Annotated in this window: 20 protein-coding genes and 1 riboswitch; of the genes, 12 read left to right on the top strand and 8 right to left on the bottom strand. The window is 36.7% G+C overall.

Going from position 1 to position 21,941, the window contains the following annotated elements; genetic code table 11:
* Nucleotides 1-35: 35 nt before the first annotated feature.
* Nucleotides 36-920 (bottom strand): helix-turn-helix transcriptional regulator, encoded by an 885-nt coding sequence (locus ACFCT9_RS08260; protein ID WP_412518480.1) that lies wholly within the window; start codon nucleotides 918-920, stop codon nucleotides 36-38.
* Nucleotides 921-1,187: 267 nt separating this feature from the next.
* On the opposite strand from ACFCT9_RS08260, the gene ACFCT9_RS08255 reads away from it, so the two are divergent.
* The 7 genes from ACFCT9_RS08255 (at nucleotide 1,188) to ACFCT9_RS08225 (ending at nucleotide 9,678) form a co-directional block, all read left to right on the top strand.
* The gene (locus ACFCT9_RS08255; RefSeq protein WP_412518478.1) at nucleotides 1,188-2,567 is read left to right on the top strand and encodes an AMP-binding protein; all 1,380 of its coding nucleotides are present in this window, start codon (nucleotides 1,188-1,190) and stop codon (nucleotides 2,565-2,567) included.
* Nucleotides 2,564-3,715: a thiolase family protein gene (locus tag ACFCT9_RS08250; protein ID WP_412518477.1), complete on the top strand. Its 1,152-nt coding sequence runs from the start codon at nucleotides 2,564-2,566 to the stop codon at nucleotides 3,713-3,715. The genes ACFCT9_RS08255 and ACFCT9_RS08250 overlap by 4 nt, the downstream gene beginning before the upstream one ends.
* Nucleotides 3,716-4,414 (top strand): hypothetical protein, encoded by a 699-nt coding sequence (locus ACFCT9_RS08245; protein WP_412518475.1) that lies wholly within the window; start codon nucleotides 3,716-3,718, stop codon nucleotides 4,412-4,414. It abuts the gene before it with no gap.
* Nucleotides 4,415-4,913: 499 nt separating this feature from the next.
* Nucleotides 4,914-6,149: an arginine deiminase gene (arcA, locus tag ACFCT9_RS08240; protein ID WP_412518473.1), complete on the top strand. Its 1,236-nt coding sequence runs from the start codon at nucleotides 4,914-4,916 to the stop codon at nucleotides 6,147-6,149.
* Between the two features lie 265 nt (nucleotides 6,150-6,414).
* Nucleotides 6,415-7,839: an arginine-ornithine antiporter gene (gene arcD, locus ACFCT9_RS08235; protein ID WP_412518471.1), complete on the top strand. Its 1,425-nt coding sequence runs from the start codon at nucleotides 6,415-6,417 to the stop codon at nucleotides 7,837-7,839.
* Nucleotides 7,840-8,067: 228 nt separating this feature from the next.
* A complete protein-coding gene (locus ACFCT9_RS08230; protein ID WP_412518469.1) occupies nucleotides 8,068-8,739 on the top strand; it encodes a Crp/Fnr family transcriptional regulator in 672 nt (223 codons plus the stop codon).
* Nucleotides 8,740-9,453: 714 nt separating this feature from the next.
* The gene (locus ACFCT9_RS08225) at nucleotides 9,454-9,678 is read left to right on the top strand and encodes an IS3 family transposase (protein WP_412518467.1); all 225 of its coding nucleotides are present in this window, start codon (nucleotides 9,454-9,456) and stop codon (nucleotides 9,676-9,678) included.
* Nucleotides 9,679-9,758: 80 nt separating this feature from the next.
* Here ACFCT9_RS08225 and ACFCT9_RS08220 read toward each other — a convergent pair whose 3' ends face one another.
* The 7 genes from ACFCT9_RS08220 to ACFCT9_RS08190 form a co-directional block, all read right to left on the bottom strand.
* Nucleotides 9,759-11,462: a hypothetical protein gene (locus ACFCT9_RS08220; RefSeq protein WP_412518466.1), complete on the bottom strand. Its 1,704-nt coding sequence runs from the start codon at nucleotides 11,460-11,462 to the stop codon at nucleotides 9,759-9,761.
* Between the two features lie 322 nt (nucleotides 11,463-11,784).
* The gene (locus ACFCT9_RS08215) at nucleotides 11,785-12,237 is read right to left on the bottom strand and encodes an arginine repressor (RefSeq protein WP_412518464.1); all 453 of its coding nucleotides are present in this window, start codon (nucleotides 12,235-12,237) and stop codon (nucleotides 11,785-11,787) included.
* A gap of 236 nt (nucleotides 12,238-12,473) precedes the next feature.
* Nucleotides 12,474-13,493, bottom strand: coding sequence for a ThiF family adenylyltransferase (locus ACFCT9_RS08210; protein WP_412518462.1), 1,020 nt, complete (start codon nucleotides 13,491-13,493; stop codon nucleotides 12,474-12,476).
* On the bottom strand, nucleotides 13,493-14,260 hold the full coding sequence (locus ACFCT9_RS08205; RefSeq protein ID WP_412518461.1) for a thiazole synthase: 768 nt from the start codon (nucleotides 14,258-14,260) through the stop codon (nucleotides 13,493-13,495). Before ACFCT9_RS08205 ends, ACFCT9_RS08210 begins: the two co-directional genes overlap by 1 nt.
* Nucleotide 14,261: 1 nt before the next feature.
* On the bottom strand, nucleotides 14,262-14,462 hold the full coding sequence (thiS, locus tag ACFCT9_RS08200) for a sulfur carrier protein ThiS (protein ID WP_412518460.1): 201 nt from the start codon (nucleotides 14,460-14,462) through the stop codon (nucleotides 14,262-14,264).
* Entirely contained in the window at nucleotides 14,446-15,579 is a 1,134-nt protein-coding gene (locus tag ACFCT9_RS08195; RefSeq protein WP_412518459.1) for an NAD(P)/FAD-dependent oxidoreductase, read from the bottom strand. Before ACFCT9_RS08195 ends, thiS begins: the two co-directional genes overlap by 17 nt.
* Nucleotides 15,572-16,144 (bottom strand): thiamine phosphate synthase, encoded by a 573-nt coding sequence (locus tag ACFCT9_RS08190; protein WP_412518457.1) that lies wholly within the window; start codon nucleotides 16,142-16,144, stop codon nucleotides 15,572-15,574. The genes ACFCT9_RS08195 and ACFCT9_RS08190 overlap by 8 nt, the downstream gene beginning before the upstream one ends.
* 97 nt (nucleotides 16,145-16,241) lie before the next feature.
* Nucleotides 16,242-16,353, bottom strand: a riboswitch (TPP riboswitch).
* A 231-nt stretch (nucleotides 16,354-16,584) separates the two neighbouring features.
* Here ACFCT9_RS08190 and ACFCT9_RS08185 point away from each other — a divergent pair.
* The 5 genes from ACFCT9_RS08185 (at nucleotide 16,585) to ACFCT9_RS08165 (ending at nucleotide 21,698) form a co-directional block, all read left to right on the top strand.
* Entirely contained in the window at nucleotides 16,585-16,659 is a 75-nt protein-coding gene (locus ACFCT9_RS08185; protein WP_412521640.1) for a hypothetical protein, read from the top strand.
* A 147-nt stretch (nucleotides 16,660-16,806) separates the two neighbouring features.
* Nucleotides 16,807-17,646, top strand: coding sequence for a trypsin-like serine peptidase (locus ACFCT9_RS08180; protein ID WP_412521639.1), 840 nt, complete (start codon nucleotides 16,807-16,809; stop codon nucleotides 17,644-17,646).
* A 424-nt stretch (nucleotides 17,647-18,070) separates the two neighbouring features.
* Nucleotides 18,071-18,283, top strand: coding sequence for a hypothetical protein (locus ACFCT9_RS08175; RefSeq protein ID WP_412518455.1), 213 nt, complete (start codon nucleotides 18,071-18,073; stop codon nucleotides 18,281-18,283).
* Between the two features lie 215 nt (nucleotides 18,284-18,498).
* A complete protein-coding gene (gene nagA, locus ACFCT9_RS08170; RefSeq protein WP_412518453.1) occupies nucleotides 18,499-19,656 on the top strand; it encodes an N-acetylglucosamine-6-phosphate deacetylase in 1,158 nt (385 codons plus the stop codon).
* 275 nt (nucleotides 19,657-19,931) lie between these two features.
* Nucleotides 19,932-21,698, top strand: coding sequence for a metallophosphoesterase (locus ACFCT9_RS08165; protein ID WP_412521638.1), 1,767 nt, complete (start codon nucleotides 19,932-19,934; stop codon nucleotides 21,696-21,698).
* Nucleotides 21,699-21,941: the final 243 nt, after the last annotated feature.

The raw sequence follows: 21,941 nt of genomic DNA, 5'->3' as shown, positions 1-21,941 counted from the left end.
GCTGCATGTCCACATTGAACATACAGCCTTTCACGTTAATATTCATTTGCGCTGAGACGAGTAAATAAGTATGTTTCTTGAAGCTTCAATAGTTCTTTCATCACAACTTGATACGTACTTTCTGGCCCAACAAGTCGTGCTTGATTTCGTGCAGTAAAACAGAAATTAATCGCATCTTCTACGCACATTTTAATACGAATGACATAATACTTTTTATTAACTAATTTAATGATTTTGTGCGGATAACGATGTCGAATTACTTCATAGAGTTCTGGCACGAGTTCAAAAGTAACCCATTCTATAGAGTTAGAAACAGACTGTGCATGGTAATGGTTGGGACTGAGCGTGATAACTTTTTGTTTTAAGTCGGTAGATTGAATTTGATCTTGCATCTTATAGATTAAATTGAATGTAAAGTTATAATATTGAATGCCGATAGGGGTGATTTCTTGATGATGGTCAGTATATAGCTTTTGAGATTTATTGATTGCGCGTGAGGCAGTGACAATATGTTTGAGTTCATCAAAGCGTTTGCCTACATTTAGCTTAGACAAATGTGCACGTAATTCACTTTCATGTTGTGTATGGAAAGTCGAAATCAATAATTCTAAATAATCATAAAGATGTTGGTCAATATCAGGTGAAACTGTTTCTAGCAACGTCAGCAAAAAGTAAAGTGAGATTTCATGATTTGAGCCGGAGCTGTCCATTTCATAGGTTTCTAACTTATGATTGTATGTGATTTCTTTACGATACCCATGCCATTCATCTGTATCATAAAGAAAATTCCGAATATTATCGATATCTCTTTGTATTGTCCTTGAAGAGACACCCCATTCGTTAGACAGCTCATACTTATTTACAACCTTTTGTTGAATTAAACGCGTATAAATACTTAAAATTCTGTGAGCTTGTTCCATAAACATGCCCCCTTGCTCTCAAGATGAAAATTCATAGATAGTGAAAAAAGATTCGAGTTTGTATGAAGTCACGAATGTCGTACATCACACAATTAAACACTGTGAAATCCCCATTCATAAATAGTATACAATAATTTTGCATACAAAAGAATAATGAATTTGATTACATACAGATTAGGTTGCATTGTAAACTCATTCTTTATCAATAGCACTATGATAAAATTAAACTGATTTGAAATAATTTTTCAAAAAGGAAAGGTGGTCCGTATGTCTGATATCGTCATTCAAACAGAAGCAAGCCGATTAACTAAAACGCAATTAAATCATGTGTTAAACAAAGACCGTGGATATATTCAACAATGGGCAGCTGACATAGAAAGTATCGGTATTTTAATTCAAGATCCGGCACAATTTTTGCGTGTATATTTAGCTGTACAATCTTCTGGTTATATTCCAGTTGTGTTAGATGCTAAATGGACGTCTGAACAACTCCATCAAATTTTGAAACACTATCATATTACGTATGTCATTGCGGATAAGCAGATTGAGAATGTTCATACACTGCTTTTAGAACAATTAAATGAAGCAGAAAATGCTTCTGCACAAAAGGTGACATCACCACCCCATGATCTTTTGCACATTGGTTTTACCTCCGGTACAACCGGTATGCCGAAAGCGTATTATCGCAATAAACACTCTTGGGTAGTCAGTTATGATGCGAATGATGCTATCTTAAATGCTGCACCTTCATGTATGATCGCACCAGGTCCGATTGCACATTCATTGACCTTATACGCCATGATGTATGCATATCGTTCTAATTGTCCATGTTATATGCAGATGGATTATCATCCGGCTCAATTATTTCATCAATTAATTGAGCATCCACAAGCTGTTGTTTTTATTGTGCCATCTGTTTTAGAACAACTCCTACAATTAAATACTGAACAGTTAAAGGATATTTCAGTGACCTTTTTAACGTCAGGCGCAAAATTAGAACCGCATACTATTAAACGTTTTAAAGACCGCATGCCCAAAGCGCAAGTGATTGAATTCTTTGGGACAAGTGAAGCAAGCTTTATTTCATATCATCATGTGACAGACTACGCACCTAAAAATGTCGGCAAACTGTTCCAAGGTGTCAAAGTCATTCTAACAGACGATGCTGGACAGAAATTGTCTGACCAAACAAAAATCGGACAACTGCATGTACAAAGCGATATGGTCTTTTCTGGTTATGTAGATGGAGAAAGTGTTTCTAATCAAGATACGATTGCGACAGGAGATTACGCCAGAATGACAGAAGATCAAGAGTTGATTTTAGAAGGTCGTGTAAACAATAAAGTCATTGTAGGCGGTATGAATGTATATCCTGAAGAAGTAGAACGTGTAATTTTAGAAACCACACCAATTGAACAGGTTATGGTAACAGGCGAAAGCCATTATGAGTTGGGAGAAGTCTTAATCGCTTATTACCAAAGTGAGCAACCTGTAGATATCAGAGCGTTAAAACGAGATTTACGCCAACATTTAGAACGTTATAAAGTACCGATGCGTTTTATTCAAGTGCCGGAAATGCGATGGACGAATAGCGGGAAAATTGCGCGAAAAGAAATGATAGCGCGTTATGGGAGGAAAGAAAAATGAGAGAAGCAGTCATTATTGAAGCGAAACGCACACCCATCGGAAAATATGGCGGCATCTTTAAACATCTAGAACCTGAAGCGTTGCTTCAACCGCTTATCGATGAACTTATCCAATTACACCCATCTATTGCGGCTAACATTCAAGATGTCATCATCGGCAACACGGTGGGCAATGGCGGCAACTTAGCACGCAAATCCTTGCTTCATGCGGGATTATCTTCTGACATACCTGGCATGACCATAGATAGACAATGCGGTTCAGGCTTAGAAGCGATCAATATAGCTTGCCGCATGATTCAAGCGGGTGCAGGAGATATTTATTTGGCTGGCGGTGTCGAATCGACGAGCCGTGCGCCATGGAAAATTCAAAAACCACAATCACTCTATGAGAAGCATCCGCCAGAGATTTACGAACGTGCACCTTTCACACCAGAATCTATGGGAGATCCGAGTATGTTAGAAGCTGCTGAAAATGTCGCACAAGTCTACCAAGTGACAAGGGAAAGACAAGATGCCTTTGCGGCACGCAGTCATCAAAACTATTTTGAACATTTGCCGAAAATTCAAAGAGAAATCGTGCCATTGCGTGTTCGAGGTGAAGAGGTAATACAAGACGAAGCACCTAAATCTAAGATCACTGCACAACGTCTGGGACGCTTAAAGCCTATATTTGATGCTGGAAGTGTGACTGTCGGCAATGCATGTCCTAAAAGTGATGGTGCCGCATTAGCGTTAGTAATGTCACGTGAAAAAGCAGAGGCACTTGGATTAAAAGGACAATTGAAATTTGTAGATGCGCAAGTATCTGGTGTGAATCCTAAATTATTAGGGATTGGTCCTGTTCCTGCGACAGAACAATTATTGATGAGACATCATCTTTCTGTGTCAGACATCGACTGGGTCGCATTTAATGAAGCGTTTAGTTCACAAGTGTTAGCTTCTATGGATTTACTAGGATTAGAAGAAAGACAAGTCAATCCATTTGGCGGTGCACTCGCAGAAGGTCATCCCTATGGCGCAAGCGGTGCAAATCTAGTTGCACGTCTGATTTCAATACTTACGTATTTCCCTGGAAATTATACTTTAGCGACGATGGGTATCGGTGGAGGATTAGGTATTTCGACTTTATTTGAGAGAGTAGAGGATTAAATGAAACAAACATTTACATGGAAGGCACCTGCGTTATCCGCACCTTTAGCTTTAGATGCATTTTATTTAACAGAGATATGGCATCAATTCGAACCGTTCCAAGACTCCGCTGAACATACTTATATGTTGAGACAAAAACGTATTCGTCATCATGGTGATTTAATAGAAGGAAAAGCCTACACAGCTGAACTGACATTGATAGATCAACGTAAACTTAAACACTTTACACAAGCGCGTTATACACTCATTATTAAAGAATTGCTTCAAAATGAAGTATTAATAGAAATTGAAAGCACCTTTATCACGCACACAGAAAAGTTAACTAAGCAACCATTACAATCAGAGTCACAGGTTGAACGCATTTCTAAGCAGGAGAAACAGGATTTACCCTCCAATGCGCTGCCACTAGAAATAAAGTGGTCTGATGTTGAAACGTATTTAGAAGCAGTTTCAGATTATAATCCTCTTCATTGGCAAGATTATGTCATGCCAGGGGATTATGTGGTGATGCAAGCATTGAATACAGTGGTACCTCACTATGAAGAGGTATCGGCTTATCGTCTGTTAGATATTAAATATAAACAGATGATAATGAAAGATGAAAGGTTATACATTCAAGTGAACACAACAGATGAAATTTATCATGTGACGGTATATAATCCTGCGCATCAAGTGTGTGTTGTGATAAAAGTTGGATAGTACTTTTACTGATGCTTTAAGTTGAATATAAGCGTATGTATTTTAAATTGAAAACCACAATGTGGTTTTCTTTTTTTATATGGTCATATATTATCTTAAGGTTTTGTAAAGCATGGTTTTTGACGCGAATAAGGGGTAGAGGCACATAAGGAGGGATTTAAATGGGAACTTTATGCGGGTTCTTTTTTCATGTTCATTAATGTGGACAGGTCATATACATTGTTAAAAGAGCCACACTGACCAGCTGATGGAAGCATAATGTATATATTCTCTAAAAAATGAATAAAATTTTTTCTTTCGGATTTCAAGCGCATTAATTCTACGCATTATTCACGGTTTATACATGTAAACCCCACATAAATGTATTAAATATACAGAAACATGTAATGAATAAAAAGATTAATGTGAAATTAACAACAGTTACAATGTGATTTAATTCACATGTGCATAGTTTGGAAGGGCTTACAATATAGATAAATAAAACAAGGAGGTTTCACAAATGAATGAACATCCAATTAAAGTAAACAGTGAGATCGGTAAATTAAAAACGGTATTGCTTAAACGACCTGGTAAAGAATTAGAGAATTTAGTACCTGAGTATTTAGGAGACTTATTATTTGATGATATCCCGTATTTAAAAGTAGCACAAGAAGAGCATGATAAATTTGCACAAGTGTTACGTGACGAAGGCGTAGAAGTGCTTTATTTAGAAAAATTAGCCGCAGAAGCCATTGAAGATCCAAAAGTACGTGAACAATTTATTGATGACGTATTATCAGAATCTGAAGAAACATTATTAGGCCACGAAGAAGAAGTGAAAGAATTATTCGCAACGTTAAATAACGAAGATTTAATCGAAAAAGTAATGGCTGGTGTTCGTAAAGAAGAAGTAAGACAAGAACATGCACACTTAGTAGAATATGTAGATGATTCTTATCCATTCTACATGAACCCAATGCCAAACCTTTACTTCACACGTGACCCACAAGCATCAGTAGGTAACGGTATGACAGTAAACCGTATGTTCTGGCCAGCACGTCGCAGAGAATCAATCTTCATCACTTATATCTTGAAACATCACCCAAGATTCAAAGATGCTGATGTGCCAGTATGGTTAGACAGAAATTCACCATTCAACATTGAAGGCGGAGACGAATTAGTACTTTCAGAAGAAGTTATCGCAATCGGTATTTCTGAAAGAACATCTGCACAAGCGATTGAAAAATTAGCACGTCAAATCTTTGCGAACCCTGATTCTAAAATTAAAAAAGTGGTTGCGATTGAAATCGCAAATACACGTGCATTCATGCACTTAGATACAGTATTCACAATGATTGACTATGATAAATTCACAATCCACTCAGCAATTGAGAAAAAAGGTGAAGACATGAATATCTTCACACTTGAACCAACTGAAGATGGTCAAGATATCACAATCACTCGTACACACAACTTAAAAGAAACATTGAAAGATGCGTTGAACTTAGACCATATCGACTTCATTCCAACTGGTGACGGCGACCGTATCGTAGGACCTCGTGAACAATGGAATGACGGATCTAATACATTAACAATCCGTCCAGGTGTTGTTGTAACTTACGACCGTAACTATGTATCTAACCAATTATTACGCGATAAAGGCATTAAAGTTATCGAAGTAACTGGTAGTGAGTTAGTTCGCGGACGCGGGGGCCCACGTTGCATGAGCCAACCGTTATACCGTGAAGATATCTAATTCTAAAGCATTCAGTGCTTTAAGTGATAAGGATTGCATCAATAGAGGCAGTTCACCGTCATCACTTAAAGCCTGACTTTAGATGAAATACTGCTTTGAGTTCATTTGATACCTATTCACGGCGACATGTCTGACATGGCCTATGATTATAGAAATAGCAAGAGGCGCAGGCCCTTTAACAATTAAAGCAGTATAGCGTCAAAAAATAAATAAATTGACAAGACATGCTTAGAGAGCAGTCTCAAGCATTAAAGGAGTTTTGAAGATGAGCGGAGAACAAAGTAAACTCAGTAAAACGGCTTTAATCGGTCTGGTCGTTGGTTCCATGATCGGCGGCGGCGCCTTTAATATTATCTCTGACATGGGCAGCAATGCCGGCGGTTTGGCAATTATCATCGGATGGATCATTACAGCTGTAGGTATGATTTCACTCGCATTTGTATTCCAGAACTTAACAAATAAACGTCCTGATTTAGACGGCGGGATTTACAGTTATGCACGTGCCGGTTTCGGCGACTTCGTCGGTTTCTCCAGTGCATGGGGATACTGGTTCGCAGCATTCTTAGGAAACGTTGCTTACGCCACGTTGCTGATGTCAGCAGTCGGCAACTTCTTCCCGGTATTTAAAGGCGGCAACACACTTCCAAGTATTATCGTAGCCTCCATCTTACTTTGGGGTGTACACTTCCTGATTCTGCGAGGCGTAGAAACAGCTACTTTAATCAACAGTATTGTAACGGTTGCTAAATTAATTCCTATCTTCCTAGCGATTGTATGTATGATTGTCGCATTTAACTTTGACACGTTTATGGCCGGTTTTGCAGGAATGAAAGGCAACATTGCATTACCTATCAACTTCTCAAACATTATGGAACAAGTGAGAGGTACAATGTTGATTACCGTATGGGTATTCACTGGTATTGAAGGTGCGGTTGTATTCTCAGGCCGTGCGAAAACGAAAAAAGACGTAGGTACAGCTACAGTACTAGGTCTATTGATTGTATTAGTGATTTACTTCTTATTAACTGTACTTGCACAAGGTGTTATTGAACAAAACCAAATTTCTGAATTAAGCAGTCCATCTATGGCAGCTTTACTTGCTCACATCGTTGGCCCATGGGGTTCAGTTGTGACTAACATTGGTTTAATCATCTCTGTACTAGGTGCTTGGTTAGGTTGGACATTGCTTGCTGGTGAGCTACCATTCATCGTCGCAAAAGACAAAATGTTCCCGAAATGGTTTGCGAAACAAAATAAAAATGGTGCACCTGTCAATTCACTTCTAATCACAAACATTTTAGTACAATTGTTCTTAATCAGTATGTTATTTACAGATAGTGCGTATCAATTCGCATTCTCACTCGCATCCAGTGCGATATTGGTACCTTATGCATTCAGTGCATTCTATCAGTTCAAATATACATTGCAGTATGATCGTAAAAGTAACCTGCAAATGGCAATCGGTATTATCGCTTCTATCTATGCGGTATGGCTCATTTACGCAGCAGGTGTGGACTACTTGCTACTAACAATGTTGCTTTATGTACCAGGTCTATTCGTATACTGGATTGTACAACGCAATAAAGGTATCAAACTTATCACAAGAGATTATATTTTAATGGGATTCATTGTCATCTTTGCCATTATCGGTTTAATAAGATTGTTCAGTGGTGCAGTCAGCGTTTTCTAATGACTGACGCATGAAATCCTGACAACAGATAGAGAAATGGCAGCTTGCAGGACCCTCGCTACATCCTGTAAGCTGCCTTTCTCACTGTATACATAAACATGTCTGTACCTGCGCAATATGTTACAATAAACACGTTGCACACGTTGAAAATGATGGTGATAAACTAATGCTTAATCATTTCAACACACATTCATGAAAAAGAGAAAAAAAGAGATGAGGTGAACGTGTATGAGCAATAGTACTGAAGATTATCAAGCATCGATACAAGCATTATCGAAAATATTAGAAGTGCCATCAGGACTGCTCGTTCCTCATCTTTCTGAGATTTATGTCAGGAATTATGAAAAAGGGCAAGTGATTTATTATCAAGGGTCAGAAGCGGATAGTATTTATGTATTACTCGAAGGCTATGTCTCAAGAGAGATGTTGAATGAAAATGGTGATGATTATTTAATGTTGAATCGTCCCATCAATATGTTTCCGCTCAATCATTTATTCCATTCTGATCATTATCATGAATCTTGTACTGCACTCACAAGCAGCTTGATTGTCAGAGTGCCTAAAAATGTCATTGAATATTTATGTAAAAACAACGAAGATACGTTTATTAAAATTTTTGATTTACTACGCACAGAAACTAATCAAAGCGTTGAGCGTAATATGGCTTTACTTGGCCGTAATGCCGAACAAAAAGTAATGAATACCTTACGTGTCATGTGCGAAACGGTCGGTAATGATCAAGGTGCGTATTATGAACTTGATAAAATCATGACCGTGACATTATTAAGTGAACTGGCAGGTGTCTCTAGAGAAAAAGCCAGTCATGTCATTAGAGATTTAAGTAAACAAAATTTAGTTTTAAAGAATCATCAAACATGGACAGTAAGCAAGTCCTTATAAAATAGAGAGAAGCGGCACACAAACTTTGGTTGTACTGCACCCCTAAAGTTGAACCTGAAAAAATCAACTTTAGGGGTGTTTATTTATGAGAAAAAATATCAGCTGAATCACGTTTTAGAAGTGGCTAATATCGATAAAAGTGTCTATCATAATTGGAAATGTTATATAGGCGTAAAAGATGAAAAAGATGCTCCATTGATTAAATTAATGAAACAAAGCATTGAAAAATATAATAATCGCGTAGTCTATCGCAGAATAACCCTGTGACTTAAGGAAATGGGTCATAAAATAAATCATAAGAAAGTCTTGAGATGACAAAGGAAAATAATCATTTTTATAAAAAGTTCAGTCATATAAGCAGAAGTTACAATTCTTATAAAGGTAATACTCGAAAAATCGCTAAAAATTTACTGAATCGCAGATTCATGTCTGACAGATTTTATCAAAAATCATTAACTGAAATTACTTGATTCAATATCAATAATACTAATATAAAACGCTATTTATCACCTGTTTAGATGTGTTTTCAAAAGAAATTATTGCCTATCCTATAAGCAAAAATCTAACTTAGGATTTGGCGATATAAACTATAGATAAAGCTATTAGAAATATCTCGATTTTAAATTATCGAACTACAGTTCATTCTGAATAGGGTTGGCACTAGCAGCACAAATTTTAGGTGGGAACGCTTAAAAATTATCGTATTTTCAAAGCTTGTCACGGAAAGTTAATTGTCATGATAGTTCTCCTTTGAAGCATTTCTTCGGATTATTAAAGCAAGGGAGGATTTATGGAGAAGAATTTAGTACTTATGAAGAGTTGGGATTAGAAATATACAAATATACTGAATACTACAATAAGGTAAGAAGTAAAATAAATTTAAAGGCAAAACTCCTGTTAAATACAGAAATCTTACCTTTAAAAAAGTTTAACTTTTAAGATTACTTCTATTGTACACGATAAAGGTTGTCTGGCACAATCGCATAAAAATAAGACGCAAAACTTGCGTCTTATTTACCTTATTGCCAAATATCTTCTTCAAATTTTACTGCGTCATGCCCTACCGTACCGTTTGCTGTCGGGTCATGGGACATTCTATCGTACCATTCTTTGTGTAAAAAGGCACGTTCTTCGTCCGTACGGTCTTTCGGTGCTTTTTTGACCGCCTCGTTAAATGTGTTCATGAAGTCTTGTGTTTTAATGATACGACCATCCTTGCCGTATGTGATTTCATATTTGTTGTGTAGTTTATTAGCTTCTGCTGGTTTAGCTTGTTCAACAGGTTTTGTTTCTGCTGGTTTAGCTTGTTCAACAGGTTTTGTTTCTGCTGGTTTAGCTTGTTCAACAGGTTTAGCTTCTGCTGGTTTAGCTTGTTCAGCAGGTTTAGCTTCTGCTGGTTTAGCTTCTGCTGGTTTAGCTTCTGCTGGTTTGGCTTCTGTTGGTTTAGCTTCTGCTGGTTTAGCTTGTTCAACAGGTTTAGTTTCTGCTGGTTTAGCTTGTTCAACTGGTTTAGCTTGTTCAGCAGGTTTAGCTTGTTCAGCAGGTTTAGCTTGTTCAACAGGTTTAGCTTGTTCAACAGGTTTAGCTTGTTCAGCAAGTTTAGCTTGTTCAACAGGTTTAGCTTGTTCAGCAGGTTTAGCTTGTTCAGCAGGTTTAGCTTGTTCAGCAGGTTTAGCTTGTTCAACAGGTTTAGCTGTTTCTTGTTTTACAACAGGTTTAGCTATTTCTTGTTTTACAACAGGTTTCACTGTTTCTGCTTTTTCCACAGGTTTAGATTCAGCTTTTACTGCTTCTTCTTTTTTAGCAGGTTTAACTTCTGTTTTTACTGTTTCTTCTTTTTTGGATTCAGCTTTTACTGGAGTTTCTTTTTTAGCTTCTGATTTAACAGTTGTTTTTGTATTTACTGGACTTTGCGGTTGTAAGGCTTGTTGTGTCTTTTGTTGATTAGTTTTTACTTCAGATTTAGTTATTGCTTTATTTTGTTGAACTATTTTTGTCTGTTTAGCTGGAGTTACAGGTTGGTATACAATATTGTTATTTTTAACAGATTGTATTGTATATTTACCATATAGGTACGTTTCTAAATTTTGAAGTTCATTTCCTGTAACCGGTGTTGTTTGGGCTTTAACGTTTTCTGGCGTTAAGTTTTGTTGTTGAGCTAAAAGAGTATATATTTCTTGAGTAATTGTTTTATCGATGTGTTGTTCTAAAATATCATCTTTTAATTCGTTTTGATAAGATCGGGCTAATTTTAGTCTTAAAATATTTTCAGAATCATTTTTGTGTGCAAGGATATCGTTATATACACGATATGTCATTTGTAAACGATTTGATTTGTTGTTATTAATAGTGAAGCCATCTAAATACGAATTGATTTTCACTACATTTTGATATAATTCGCTATCTTGATGTTGGATACTGTTTTGGGCAGTTTTGGCTAATAAATCATTGGCATAACGTGCATTATTTAAGTTTAAAACATCTACATTGCGATACGGATTAACATTTGCTTGTGAAATACCAGACATTTCAGCTTCTAGAGAAAGAAATGTATTTGAAGCAACGCTTGCACCAATACCAGTAAGCGCAAGTATGCTAGCTGCACTCATAGTGAATTTTTGAAGATGGCTTGGTTCTTTAGTTTTATTTTTGAAATTATTTCTAGTTTCAGATCTAAGTGGCTGTGTGTCAAATAATCTCATGGATTGCTTTGATTTTTTCATGATGTCGTCTCCTTAACTTTAGATACTCATATTGTAATATAAGGTTATTAGGTTGTGCAACATGTTACGCGACTTATATAGAAAAATATTGTTTGTGAAAAATGAAGGGGGTTTTAATTTTGTTGCGAAGTACATACAAAAGTACAATAATTATAATTAAGAAGAGATTGTAAATAGGGACCTTATTAATGTATGTGACTTATTAATAGAAATTAATTTTAGAGGACAGTAAGCTAGTCCTTATAAAATAGAGAGAAGCGACACACAAACTTTGATTCAAAGTAAGTATGTCGCTTCTCTTTGTTTAATTTCCTCTATCTCATTAAGGTTTTAGCAATAAGTATTTGACGTATTCTGCTTCTTCATGTGACTTCATCAGCATCATAATGACATCATTTCCGCTGACTGTACCAAGGACATGCGGCAGGTGCATTTGATCGATACAGTAATTAATCGTGCGGGCAAATCCTGGTTCGGTTTTAATTAGGATATAGCTGTCTTTAACAATAATGGAATTAATACTGTCATCGCGATATTTTTTGAATGCCTCACGAAAACTATTCGCTTCGCTTTTCTCTGGCAATACATAATAAGAAGGGGCTGAGCCATTCGGAACTTTTGTCACTCTTAAATGTTGTAGATCTTTTGCGACTGTTGTCATACTGAAAATGAGGTTATATTGTTCTTCCATAATTTCAGCTAATTCACGTACTGTAGAAATCTTGTTGTTCTTTAATAGTAATTTAATTAAATCAAGACGCTTCTCTCTTTCCATATCCTCATCCCTTAAATTAATAATTATTCAGTATTATTGTATTCTATAAGTTAAGTGAACTCAAATCATTTTTCCTTATTTCTTAATATTATCTCAAAGTGCTTTGAATAAATGAAAGAAAATGTTTGTAAGTTAGAAGAAATAAGGAGATTAAATAATTTGCGGTTTATAATGGTTGAAGACAGTAAAAAAGAAGTGTACACGTGATTGAGGTGTACACTTCTGTGTGTTTATTACTATTTCACTGCTTTTAATAGAGTGCGATAAAGTGCTTCTGCAGTGTCTTCATCTTCAATATGATGGACATTCATACGCCCGTCTTTAAATAAAGTTGCGTCATAGCCATGCACATTTAATAATTTGACATAAGGGTTGGCTTTTAGGACTTCTCCCGGAAATAAGTCGGCATTATCAAAATGATCCGCTTTGAATCGAAAGACATAGGTGTCACCACAACTGCCTTCGATTACGTTAGTTTGACGTTGGCCTAAATAGGCATACTGGCCTTGTGCACAAACGGTACAATTAGGATTTTTTAATCGGCTGACATCCATTGCTTGTTGTTTGATTTCAAATGGTGACACAGTAATCAATTTGCCTGAGAAACCTTTGCCTGAGACAAAACGCATCAGCTCTGCGATTTGATAACTGACCACCTGCATGATGACCGGCGGAATGACACCGTTAATCGCACAGCTTTCCGCAGTTTCTGGTGTTTCTTCCATAAAACAGCGTAAACAAGGACCTGTATAATCAATCGCATATACAGAACCTTTGCCTCCAACAGCTGCACCATAAATCCAAGGCAAGTTTAATTTATGACAGACTTCATTAAATAAGAAACGAATCGCAAAGTGATCCATACCATCTAACAAGATGTCTGGGTTAATGTCTTGAATCATAGTCTCAATATTCATCGATGTGATTTCTTCATAGATAGGCTGTACGTCGATTTGAGCGTTAATGGCCTTTAATTTATCGGCTAATGCGTAAACTTTCGGGCGCATTTCTCGCGCATCGGTTTCATCATACAGTGCTTGACGATGCAAGTTTGAAATTTCCACGATATCCATATCTACAATGGTTAATTTGCCGACACCCATGCGTACGAGCTGTTCAGCTAAATGACTGCCGAGTGCACCAGCACCCATGACTAAGACGTGGGTTTGTTCAAGGTGGTGTTGGCCTTGTTGACCAAATGGCGCAAAGCGTGTTTGACGGCTATAGCGCGCATTGATATCAAATGCTTCTGGCATTATAAGAATCCTAAACCTTCGCTAGGGCTTGAAGCTTGTGCTGTATATTTAACTGGAATACGACCAGCTTCATAGCTTAAACGGCCAGCTTCAACGCCAAGTTTCATCGCTTCAGCCATTTTAACTGGGTCTTTTGCGCGTGATACGGCAGAATTTAATAAGATACCATCAGCACCAAGTTCCATCGCTTGTGCTGCGTCTTTCGCTGAACCAATACCTGCATCTACAATAATCGGTACATTCGCATTCTTAATGATATAACTTAGGTTTAATGGGTTGTTGATACCGCGACCTGTTCCAATTGGTGAAGCTAAAGGCATCACCGCATGGACGCCGAGTTCTTCTAGACGTTTGGCTAGAACGGGGTCTTCAGAGATATAAGGACATACAATGTAACCACGTTCTAATAAGATTTTACATGCTTCATAAGTGGCAATCGGATCAGGTAATAATGTTTCATCATCTCCGATGATCTCTACTTTAATCATATCGCATACACCTGCATGTTTAGCTATCTCTGCGATACGTACAGCTTCTTCAACCGTTTTTGCGCCTGCAGTATTCGGGAAAGTTACGAAGTCTTTTAAGTTTACGTTCGCAAGTGGGTTCGGTAAATTTTTGTCATATAAATTCATACGACGTACCGCAAAAGTTAAGACGTTTGTACCTGAAGCTTCAATCGCTTTAGTTTGTACATCTTCATTATCAAATTTACCTGTACCGAGTAATAATCTTGATTCCATTTCATAAGGTCCAATTTTTAACATATTATCCGCCTCCAACAAATTCTAATAGTTCTAAACGATCATCTTCACGTACCATTTGGTTTGCGAAGTCTTCACGTTGTATTAAGTTTTGGTTGTGTTCTGCGATGACACGTTTCTTATCGAGTTCTAAATGATCTAGAATATCTTGAATCGTCACTTCCGAATCGAATGTGAACGGATCACCATTAATGATGCATTTCATGTATCTCCCTCCTTGGTTCAAATTGAAACGGTTCGAGTGCTTGTGGGCGTTGATCAGTGATTACCCATTCAGCCATTAATTCACCAATGATAGGTGACAGTAAGATGCCGTTACGGTAGTGTCCGGTAATAATCCACATGCCGTCTTTCACTTCATCCATAATGGGTTGTTCTTCTTTAGTCCATGGACGAATGCCTGACCAGTATTTCAGTTCTTTACTGCTGGCAAGTTCAGGTACACGTTCAATCGCTTCTTGAAGCAACCAAGTTTTACCTTGTTCGGATACTCCGACGGAGTAATCATCAAAGTAGCTTGTGGCACCGATTAAGAAACGATGCGGCGGCTTAGGCACGATATAACATCCATTGGTCATAAATAATGTTTGTTTTAAATCTAAGTCTTCGTTTTCAACGAGTAAGACTTCGCCTTTAACCCCGCTGACCGCATCTTGAATTTCTGGCTGTTCTGATACATTGCCGGCCCATGCACCTGTTGCTTCAATGACTTTATGTGCTTTAGTCAGTGTACGACGTCCATTGCGTTCAGCTTCGATATCATACCCTTCACCTACACGATGAATCGCAGTGACATTAGTGTGAGTAAAACGATCAATATTAGAATGATTTTCTAATGAGGCATGTAACGCTTTCGTGTAATGATTGGCATTGACTTGATGGTCATGCGGCACAAACATCATGGCTTCTGTTCCTTTGACCAGATGATTTGTGAGCAACGCTAAATCTGACTCAGTTAAATCTTGTACATCTTCATCATGTGCATGTAGAAATGTATATTGTTCTTTTAATGAAGGCACATCTTCAGGGCAAGCAGCTAATTTAATCAAGCCGTTTTGTTGGTACTGAATATCTATGCCAGTTTCTGAAAGTAATTCTGTACTTAATGCGTTGAACTTCGCACGTGATGAAAGGGCTAAACGAAAGAGGGGACTATCTGTTTTGAATTCATTTTGTGCCCCTAACATACCGCCTGCTTTATAAGAAGCATGTTTGCCTTCAATGTCGCGATCAATGAGTGCGATAGACAAACCGCTGTCTTTAAGATGTCTTGCGATAGACATCCCGATGACGCCTGCCCCAATAATGGCTAAATCATACATAGTGTTCACCTTCCTTGATGGTACGTAATGTGTGTAAATCTTGTTGTAAGAAGAAAGAAATGGCTGCGATGCCACTAAAACCTTGAGGCACTTGTGTGCGTGTCTCTTTATTAATACCGCCAAGTGCGATGATAGGCATATTCACTTTTAATGCATCTGTGATTTCAGATAGTGTACGTGGCGGAACACCTGGTTTAGAACGGGTTTTGAAAAGGTGCCCGAATAGCACATAATCCAAGTCATGTGCTTTAGCCTGTTGAATGGTCTCTTTATGATGTGTAGACATACTGACACAAACCTCTGGATGGCTTCTTTTGAAATCAAAGGCACGTACATCCATCTCTTTAAAATGAATACGTTGTAAATCAAAATTTTCTAACACATTTATATTGGAATGCGCAGTGATTTTATCTTTTGGAAATCCTGCATCTAACAAGCCCTGAATATCGGCTGCTTGTGTAGCTTGATTTGTCCTAACAATCAGACAATCAATCACAGGCGCGATTTCAACATAATGTGACATGATTGTTTCTGTGAGTTCATTTGGCGTTATCGCTACCCACACGATAGATTCACCTTCTTTTATCAATAAGTCGCAAGAAAAAAGCGAATAAAAAAGCAATAAAAAAACGCTATTTTCGTATAAGAAAATAGCGCATTAAACGTACAATACGCCACTTTCCTACGCTAGTGTGAACTAGATCAGGTTCCAAGAATTTCCTTATCAACTATAAAGATCTCAGCCTGTAGGAACAGGCACTTCCAGTGGACTTATTGAAAAGTATTTAATTCATAGCATTTCAGGAAGTCATCATATTCAATACTTTAACTATTCGTGTAGCGAGGCGTTAACGTATTGGACTGACTTTTTCATTCTTGAAAATATAACTTCCTTGTATTACAAACACATCATAAATCACTTACCTTAAAAATGCAATAGCGAATCGTTGTCACTACGGTTTTTAACAGTTTTAGTTCTCAACCACAAATGGTTGTATTGTCACATTGTTTACTTATTGGTTAAACAAATATAGAAAAGATGATAAACACCAATCATACCTTAAAGAAGCCCTTAACTAATGACAGTGGCTAAGAGCTTTGGCATATTATATGGTTCGTTAAATTCATATTATAAAATAATTATGTATTATTTCCAAGGGATACTATTGAAAACATGCGAATGCAGCTGTCAGTATGTGTGATACAATGAGAAAAAAACATAAGGGGATAAACATGAAACAAATATTTAAAAGTGCAGTTGTATCACTTGCGGTTGTGACGGGCTTAACATTAACAAGTACAGAAACTTTAGCAGCAGGCAGTTACTATTATAATGGGATGACAGATTATAATGCGTCAAAAGCCTACCCTCAAACAAAACGTATTTCTAATAACGAAGTACAAATTAAACATATCGCAAATGCATATAAAGGAAAATACAAAGCAGTAGGACGTATTAGCAACAAAGATGGTTGGAAAGGCAGAGGTAAAGACAGTATGGGGACAGGGACTGTCATAGGACCTTATACCGTTATTACTAATGCACACGTTATAGATGATGCCAAAGGTGCAGCAGCGAATCCAAAATATATTTCATTTGATTTAAACCGTGACGGCCAGAATAAAACATTTACTTTTCACGCAACCAAAGTCGTCAAAGTACCACAAGCTGATGTCGCATTAGTCTATACTAAAGAAAAGCTGACAAACTATACACAAGCACTACCACTTGCGTCAAATGCTCAAATCAACAACTTAACTTATAACCGTAATCTCTATTCAGTAGGTTACCCATGGCAAAATGGAGACAATACAAAATCCTACTGGAGTAAATTAAAATTCATACAAAAATCTTCAAATGGCACAGAACTACAAACTAAAGATAAATTCCGTGCAGGTGCATCCGGTTCAGTCATGGTTGATGGCAATTATCGTATTTACGGATTACGCACATATGGTTATAACCTATGGGGGACATCACCATACAATTATGCCAAAGTTGAAATGGCTGGCGGAGAAGCTTTAAATGGATCAACAGGAAACTTTGTGAGAAGTCATATTAAATAAACCTTAAAAACAATCTCCTTAATAGTGTGAAGTGAGTCATACGGATTAGGGAGATTGCTTTTTTGGTTTTTATTTACCTAATATGGCTCAAATTTGTAAAAAAAGATGACATTTATTTTACCTAAATAGTAAAGTAAATATTCAAGTTGGATATAGAATTAAGAATTGAATCGTAGTATAATTATATTAATAAATATCTAGAAGAACTAGAAAGTACTTCAGTGTTTAAATATAAGGAAAGGCGGTAACAACTATGAAAAAATCTTTGAAATATCTACATCGTATGCCTTATTTTGCTGGAGTTCAGCCGTCTTAGCCAGGTTTCATATTAATGATTTTAAGTTGATGGGAATTAAATGTTTTTCATTTAGCGTATATGAGAGTAATCAAAAATCTTAATTATTAATATGAGAGAGGATCTGGAATGATGGATGACGAAGTACAATTTTTAACTGATGAAATAAGACGAATGCAAAACATGTTGTTAGAGATGAGTCTGAATCAAAACTTAATGAGTATAGACTTGAAATATCTCGGAGAATCTGAAAATAGAAATTTTGAAAGCTTAGTGAATAAAATTGACAATTTAGATAGAAGCTTAATGGAACTTAAAAGTCTGATTCGCAACAATCAATAATGAAAAGTGATGTGAGATTTTTAGTGTATACATTACTGATAGGTACAGTCACTTTAGTTATTATCCAAAGTATTTTTATATAGGTATATATATGGCAGAAGTCTATGGGGCTTCTGCTTTTTTAATGCTTGGTTATGAAATTAATTTTCAAAATGAAGACGCTGTTTTGTGTTAAAATACCAATGATATATAATATGAATAAAGAAGGTTAGAAAATGACTGAATATGTAGTGACAAACGGTAAAGTTTATACGGAAACAGGTGTCTTAGATAAAGGTTATGTGAAAATTTCTGATGGTAAAATTTCAGAGGTTGGTGAAGGTGACTATCAAGGCAATCTTGAAGTAGTAGATGCACAAGGACAATATGTTTTACCAGGGTTTATTGATATTCATATTCATGGTGGATATGGTGAAGATGCGATGGATGCTTCGTTTGAAGGTTTGAAACATTTAGCTGAATCATTATTATCTGAAGGGACAACATCTTTCCTTGCGACAACTATGACTCAATCAGTGGAAAATATTGATCGTGCTTTAGAAAACATTGTGAAATATAAAGCAGTTCAAGATAAAGAAAATGCGACTGAAATTGCGGGTGTTCATTTAGAAGGTCCATTTATTTCAGAACATAAAGTAGGGGCGCAAAATCCTAAATATGTACAACGTCCTTCAGTCGAAGCGATTGAACATTTCCAACAGAAAGCGGATGGCAATATTAAAGTGATTACGTTCGCACCGGAAGTGGAAGGTGCGAAAGAAGTATTGGAAAAATTATCAGATCAAATTATCTTCTCTATGGGGCATACTGTTGCGACTTTTGATGAAGTGAATGAAGCGGTAGAACATGGCGCAAAACATGTGACTCATCTTTATAATGCGGGCACACCATTCCAACATCGCGAACCTGGACAATTCGGTGCCGCATGGACTAACGATGGTATTCACACTGAATTAATCGCAGATGGTATTCACTCACATCCAGCATCAGTTAAAATTGCTTATACCATGAAAGGAAACAAACGCTTTTATTTAATTACAGATGCGATGCGTGCGAAAGGTATGTCAGACGGTGAATATGACTTAGGCGGTCAAAACGTTATCGTGAAAGGCTCAGAAGCGCGTTTAGCCTCAGGTGCTTTAGCTGGCAGTATCTTAAAAATGAATGATGGCTTGCGTAATATGATAGATTTCACAGGTGCTTCTCTTGAAGAAATGTGGCGTGTAACAAGTTTAAACCAAGCCATTGCGTTAGGTATAGACGATTATAAAGGTAGTATTAAAGCAGGTAAAGATGCAGATTTAGTCTTATTAGATCAAGATATGCATGTAAAAACAACAATTAAAAATGGTCGCGTACACACATTTAAATAAGTATAGTGGTTAAGTAAACCTCTCGTATGACTTTCATATGGGAGGTTTTATTCATTTTGGTCAACTTAATAATAAATTTACAAAAGTAACAAATTCCATACAGTAGCTTAAAATATGACTGATACAATAGGATTTAAAGGAAATGAGAAGTGGGCTATATTATTAATTTGAATTTTTGTAGTGTTGTGTAGTCGTACTTCTTTTAATACAAGTAAGAATATTTTGGAGGTAAGCCTTTGAAGAATAAGTACATCAAGAAATTTGCGGCAGGAAGTATGGCGAGTTTAATGTTGTTGTTGGCAACGGGTGTTGCTAATGACGCTAATGCGAGTGGTGGAGGTCAACAAGCTGTCACACAACAACCAAAAGCTGCTGCGCAACAAAAAGGTCAAATTAAGTTATTGAAAGAAAAGCCAGAAGTGGCTCCAATCCCTAAGAAGAACAAACCAAACCGTATCATCGCAAATATTAATGGTGATACAAAAACACAAATGGCATTTAACTGGTTTACGACGGATAAAGCTGAACAGCCACAAGTTTGGGTTTCTACTACTAAAGACTTTAAAAATGCGAAAGTCTTTGCGGCCAATGCTGAACAAGTAGATTCTAAATACGTTGAGCGTGATAAAACAGGCCACATTATTTTTGAAGATATTGAAAAGAATGATGATGGGAAACCAGTTAAAGACAAGAACGGCAAACCTAAAATTAACGGCTATTATACAGATGAACATGTAGGCGGACCAGAATGGACAAGTGGTAACCAACATGGTAAAGCGATTCCTAAAGTTGAGAAAGAATATGTGTATAAAGCACAAGCTACAGGTTTAAAACCAAATACAACATATTACTACAAAGTAGGAGCTAAAGCCGGTAAACAAAGTGAAGTCGGAACATTTAAAACATCTGGTCAAGCGAATGATAATTTCAAATTCGTACAATATACTGATACACAAAATGCGTTTTGGAATGAGCATGTAAATAATGAAGCGAAATATGGTGCGAATACTATCGCAGAAGCGATTAAAACAGCAGGTAATCCTAACTTTGCATTACACACAGGTGACTTTGTACAAATTGCACAAGTAGAAGATGAATGGAATGATATCTATGGTCAATCACGTCCATCATTCATGTCATTACCTATCGTAGCTGTTTCAGGAAACCACGATGAATATTCATTTGAAGACAGCAACAAAAAGGTATTAGATCTGTTTAACCGTCACGTGAATGTACCGAAAGCAAACAATGCGGTAAACGGCGGCTCATACTACTCATTTGATTACAACAACATGCATATGGTTGTCGCAAACACGAATGACAACAAAAAAGGTCCAGATAATCCAGAAGGCAAAGCGATTGGTCAAACACAATTCAACTGGATTAAAGAAGATATTAAAAAAGCACGCGCAAATGGTGCGAAATGGATTGTCTTAAGCATGCATAAACCAATGTACTCTAAGTCATATCATGCTTTAGAAGATAAAGACATCATGAAATTACGTGATGAATTAACAAAAGAAATTGATGACTTAAATGTAGACTTAGTGCTACAAGGTCATGACCATGTGTTAGCACGTACAAAAGTATTGGAACATACATCAACAAAAAGCAGTTTCGTTAATGCGAAAATTGAAGACGCGAAACAAATTGTCGGTGCTGATGGTGTGAAATACTATGACAATCCGAAAGGTTCTGTGTATGTCTTACCAAATACAGGCGGTACAAAAGCCTATGATGATATTTACAGCAAACCACTAGAACACATTAAAAAAGTACGTCCGAAATTAGGCTGGTTGACAGAAGCACAACGTCAAGAATACAACAACTTATTCGCGCTCGGTGAACAGCCGCAAAAAACGGATGCCTTTAACAAAAGTCATGAAAACAACCGTGACTCTACAGCACAAAACTTCACAGTTTATGAAGTAAAAGGCAACAAACTGATTGTGAAAGTCTATCAATTACATGGTGACTTAAGCAAAGGTGAACCAAGAACTGTGACACTCGTTGATCAATTTGGTATCTCAAAAGATAAATAAGCATAACGTAAAAGAAAGATTGGGTTTTTGGAAGTGCCCAATCTTTTCTTTAAACATAAAGTAATCAATAATAATTAATACTTTAAACTAATCTTACAGTTCTAACATTGAATTAATAATTTCTTAACGATAGGTTGCTACAATTTATATCGAGAGGAAGTAAAGAGCTTATAAGACTGAATGTTAAGTGGTCACATGAAATTTTAAACTTCCTTTAAATTTCAACCTAATTTTGGAGGTAGC

The sequence above is a fragment of the Staphylococcus simulans genome, assembly GCF_047037175.1.
Lineage (GTDB): Bacteria > Bacillota > Bacilli > Staphylococcales > Staphylococcaceae > Staphylococcus > Staphylococcus simulans_C.
The sequence above is the reverse complement of the archived record's forward strand: the minus strand, read 5'-3'. Positions and strand labels throughout refer to the sequence as shown.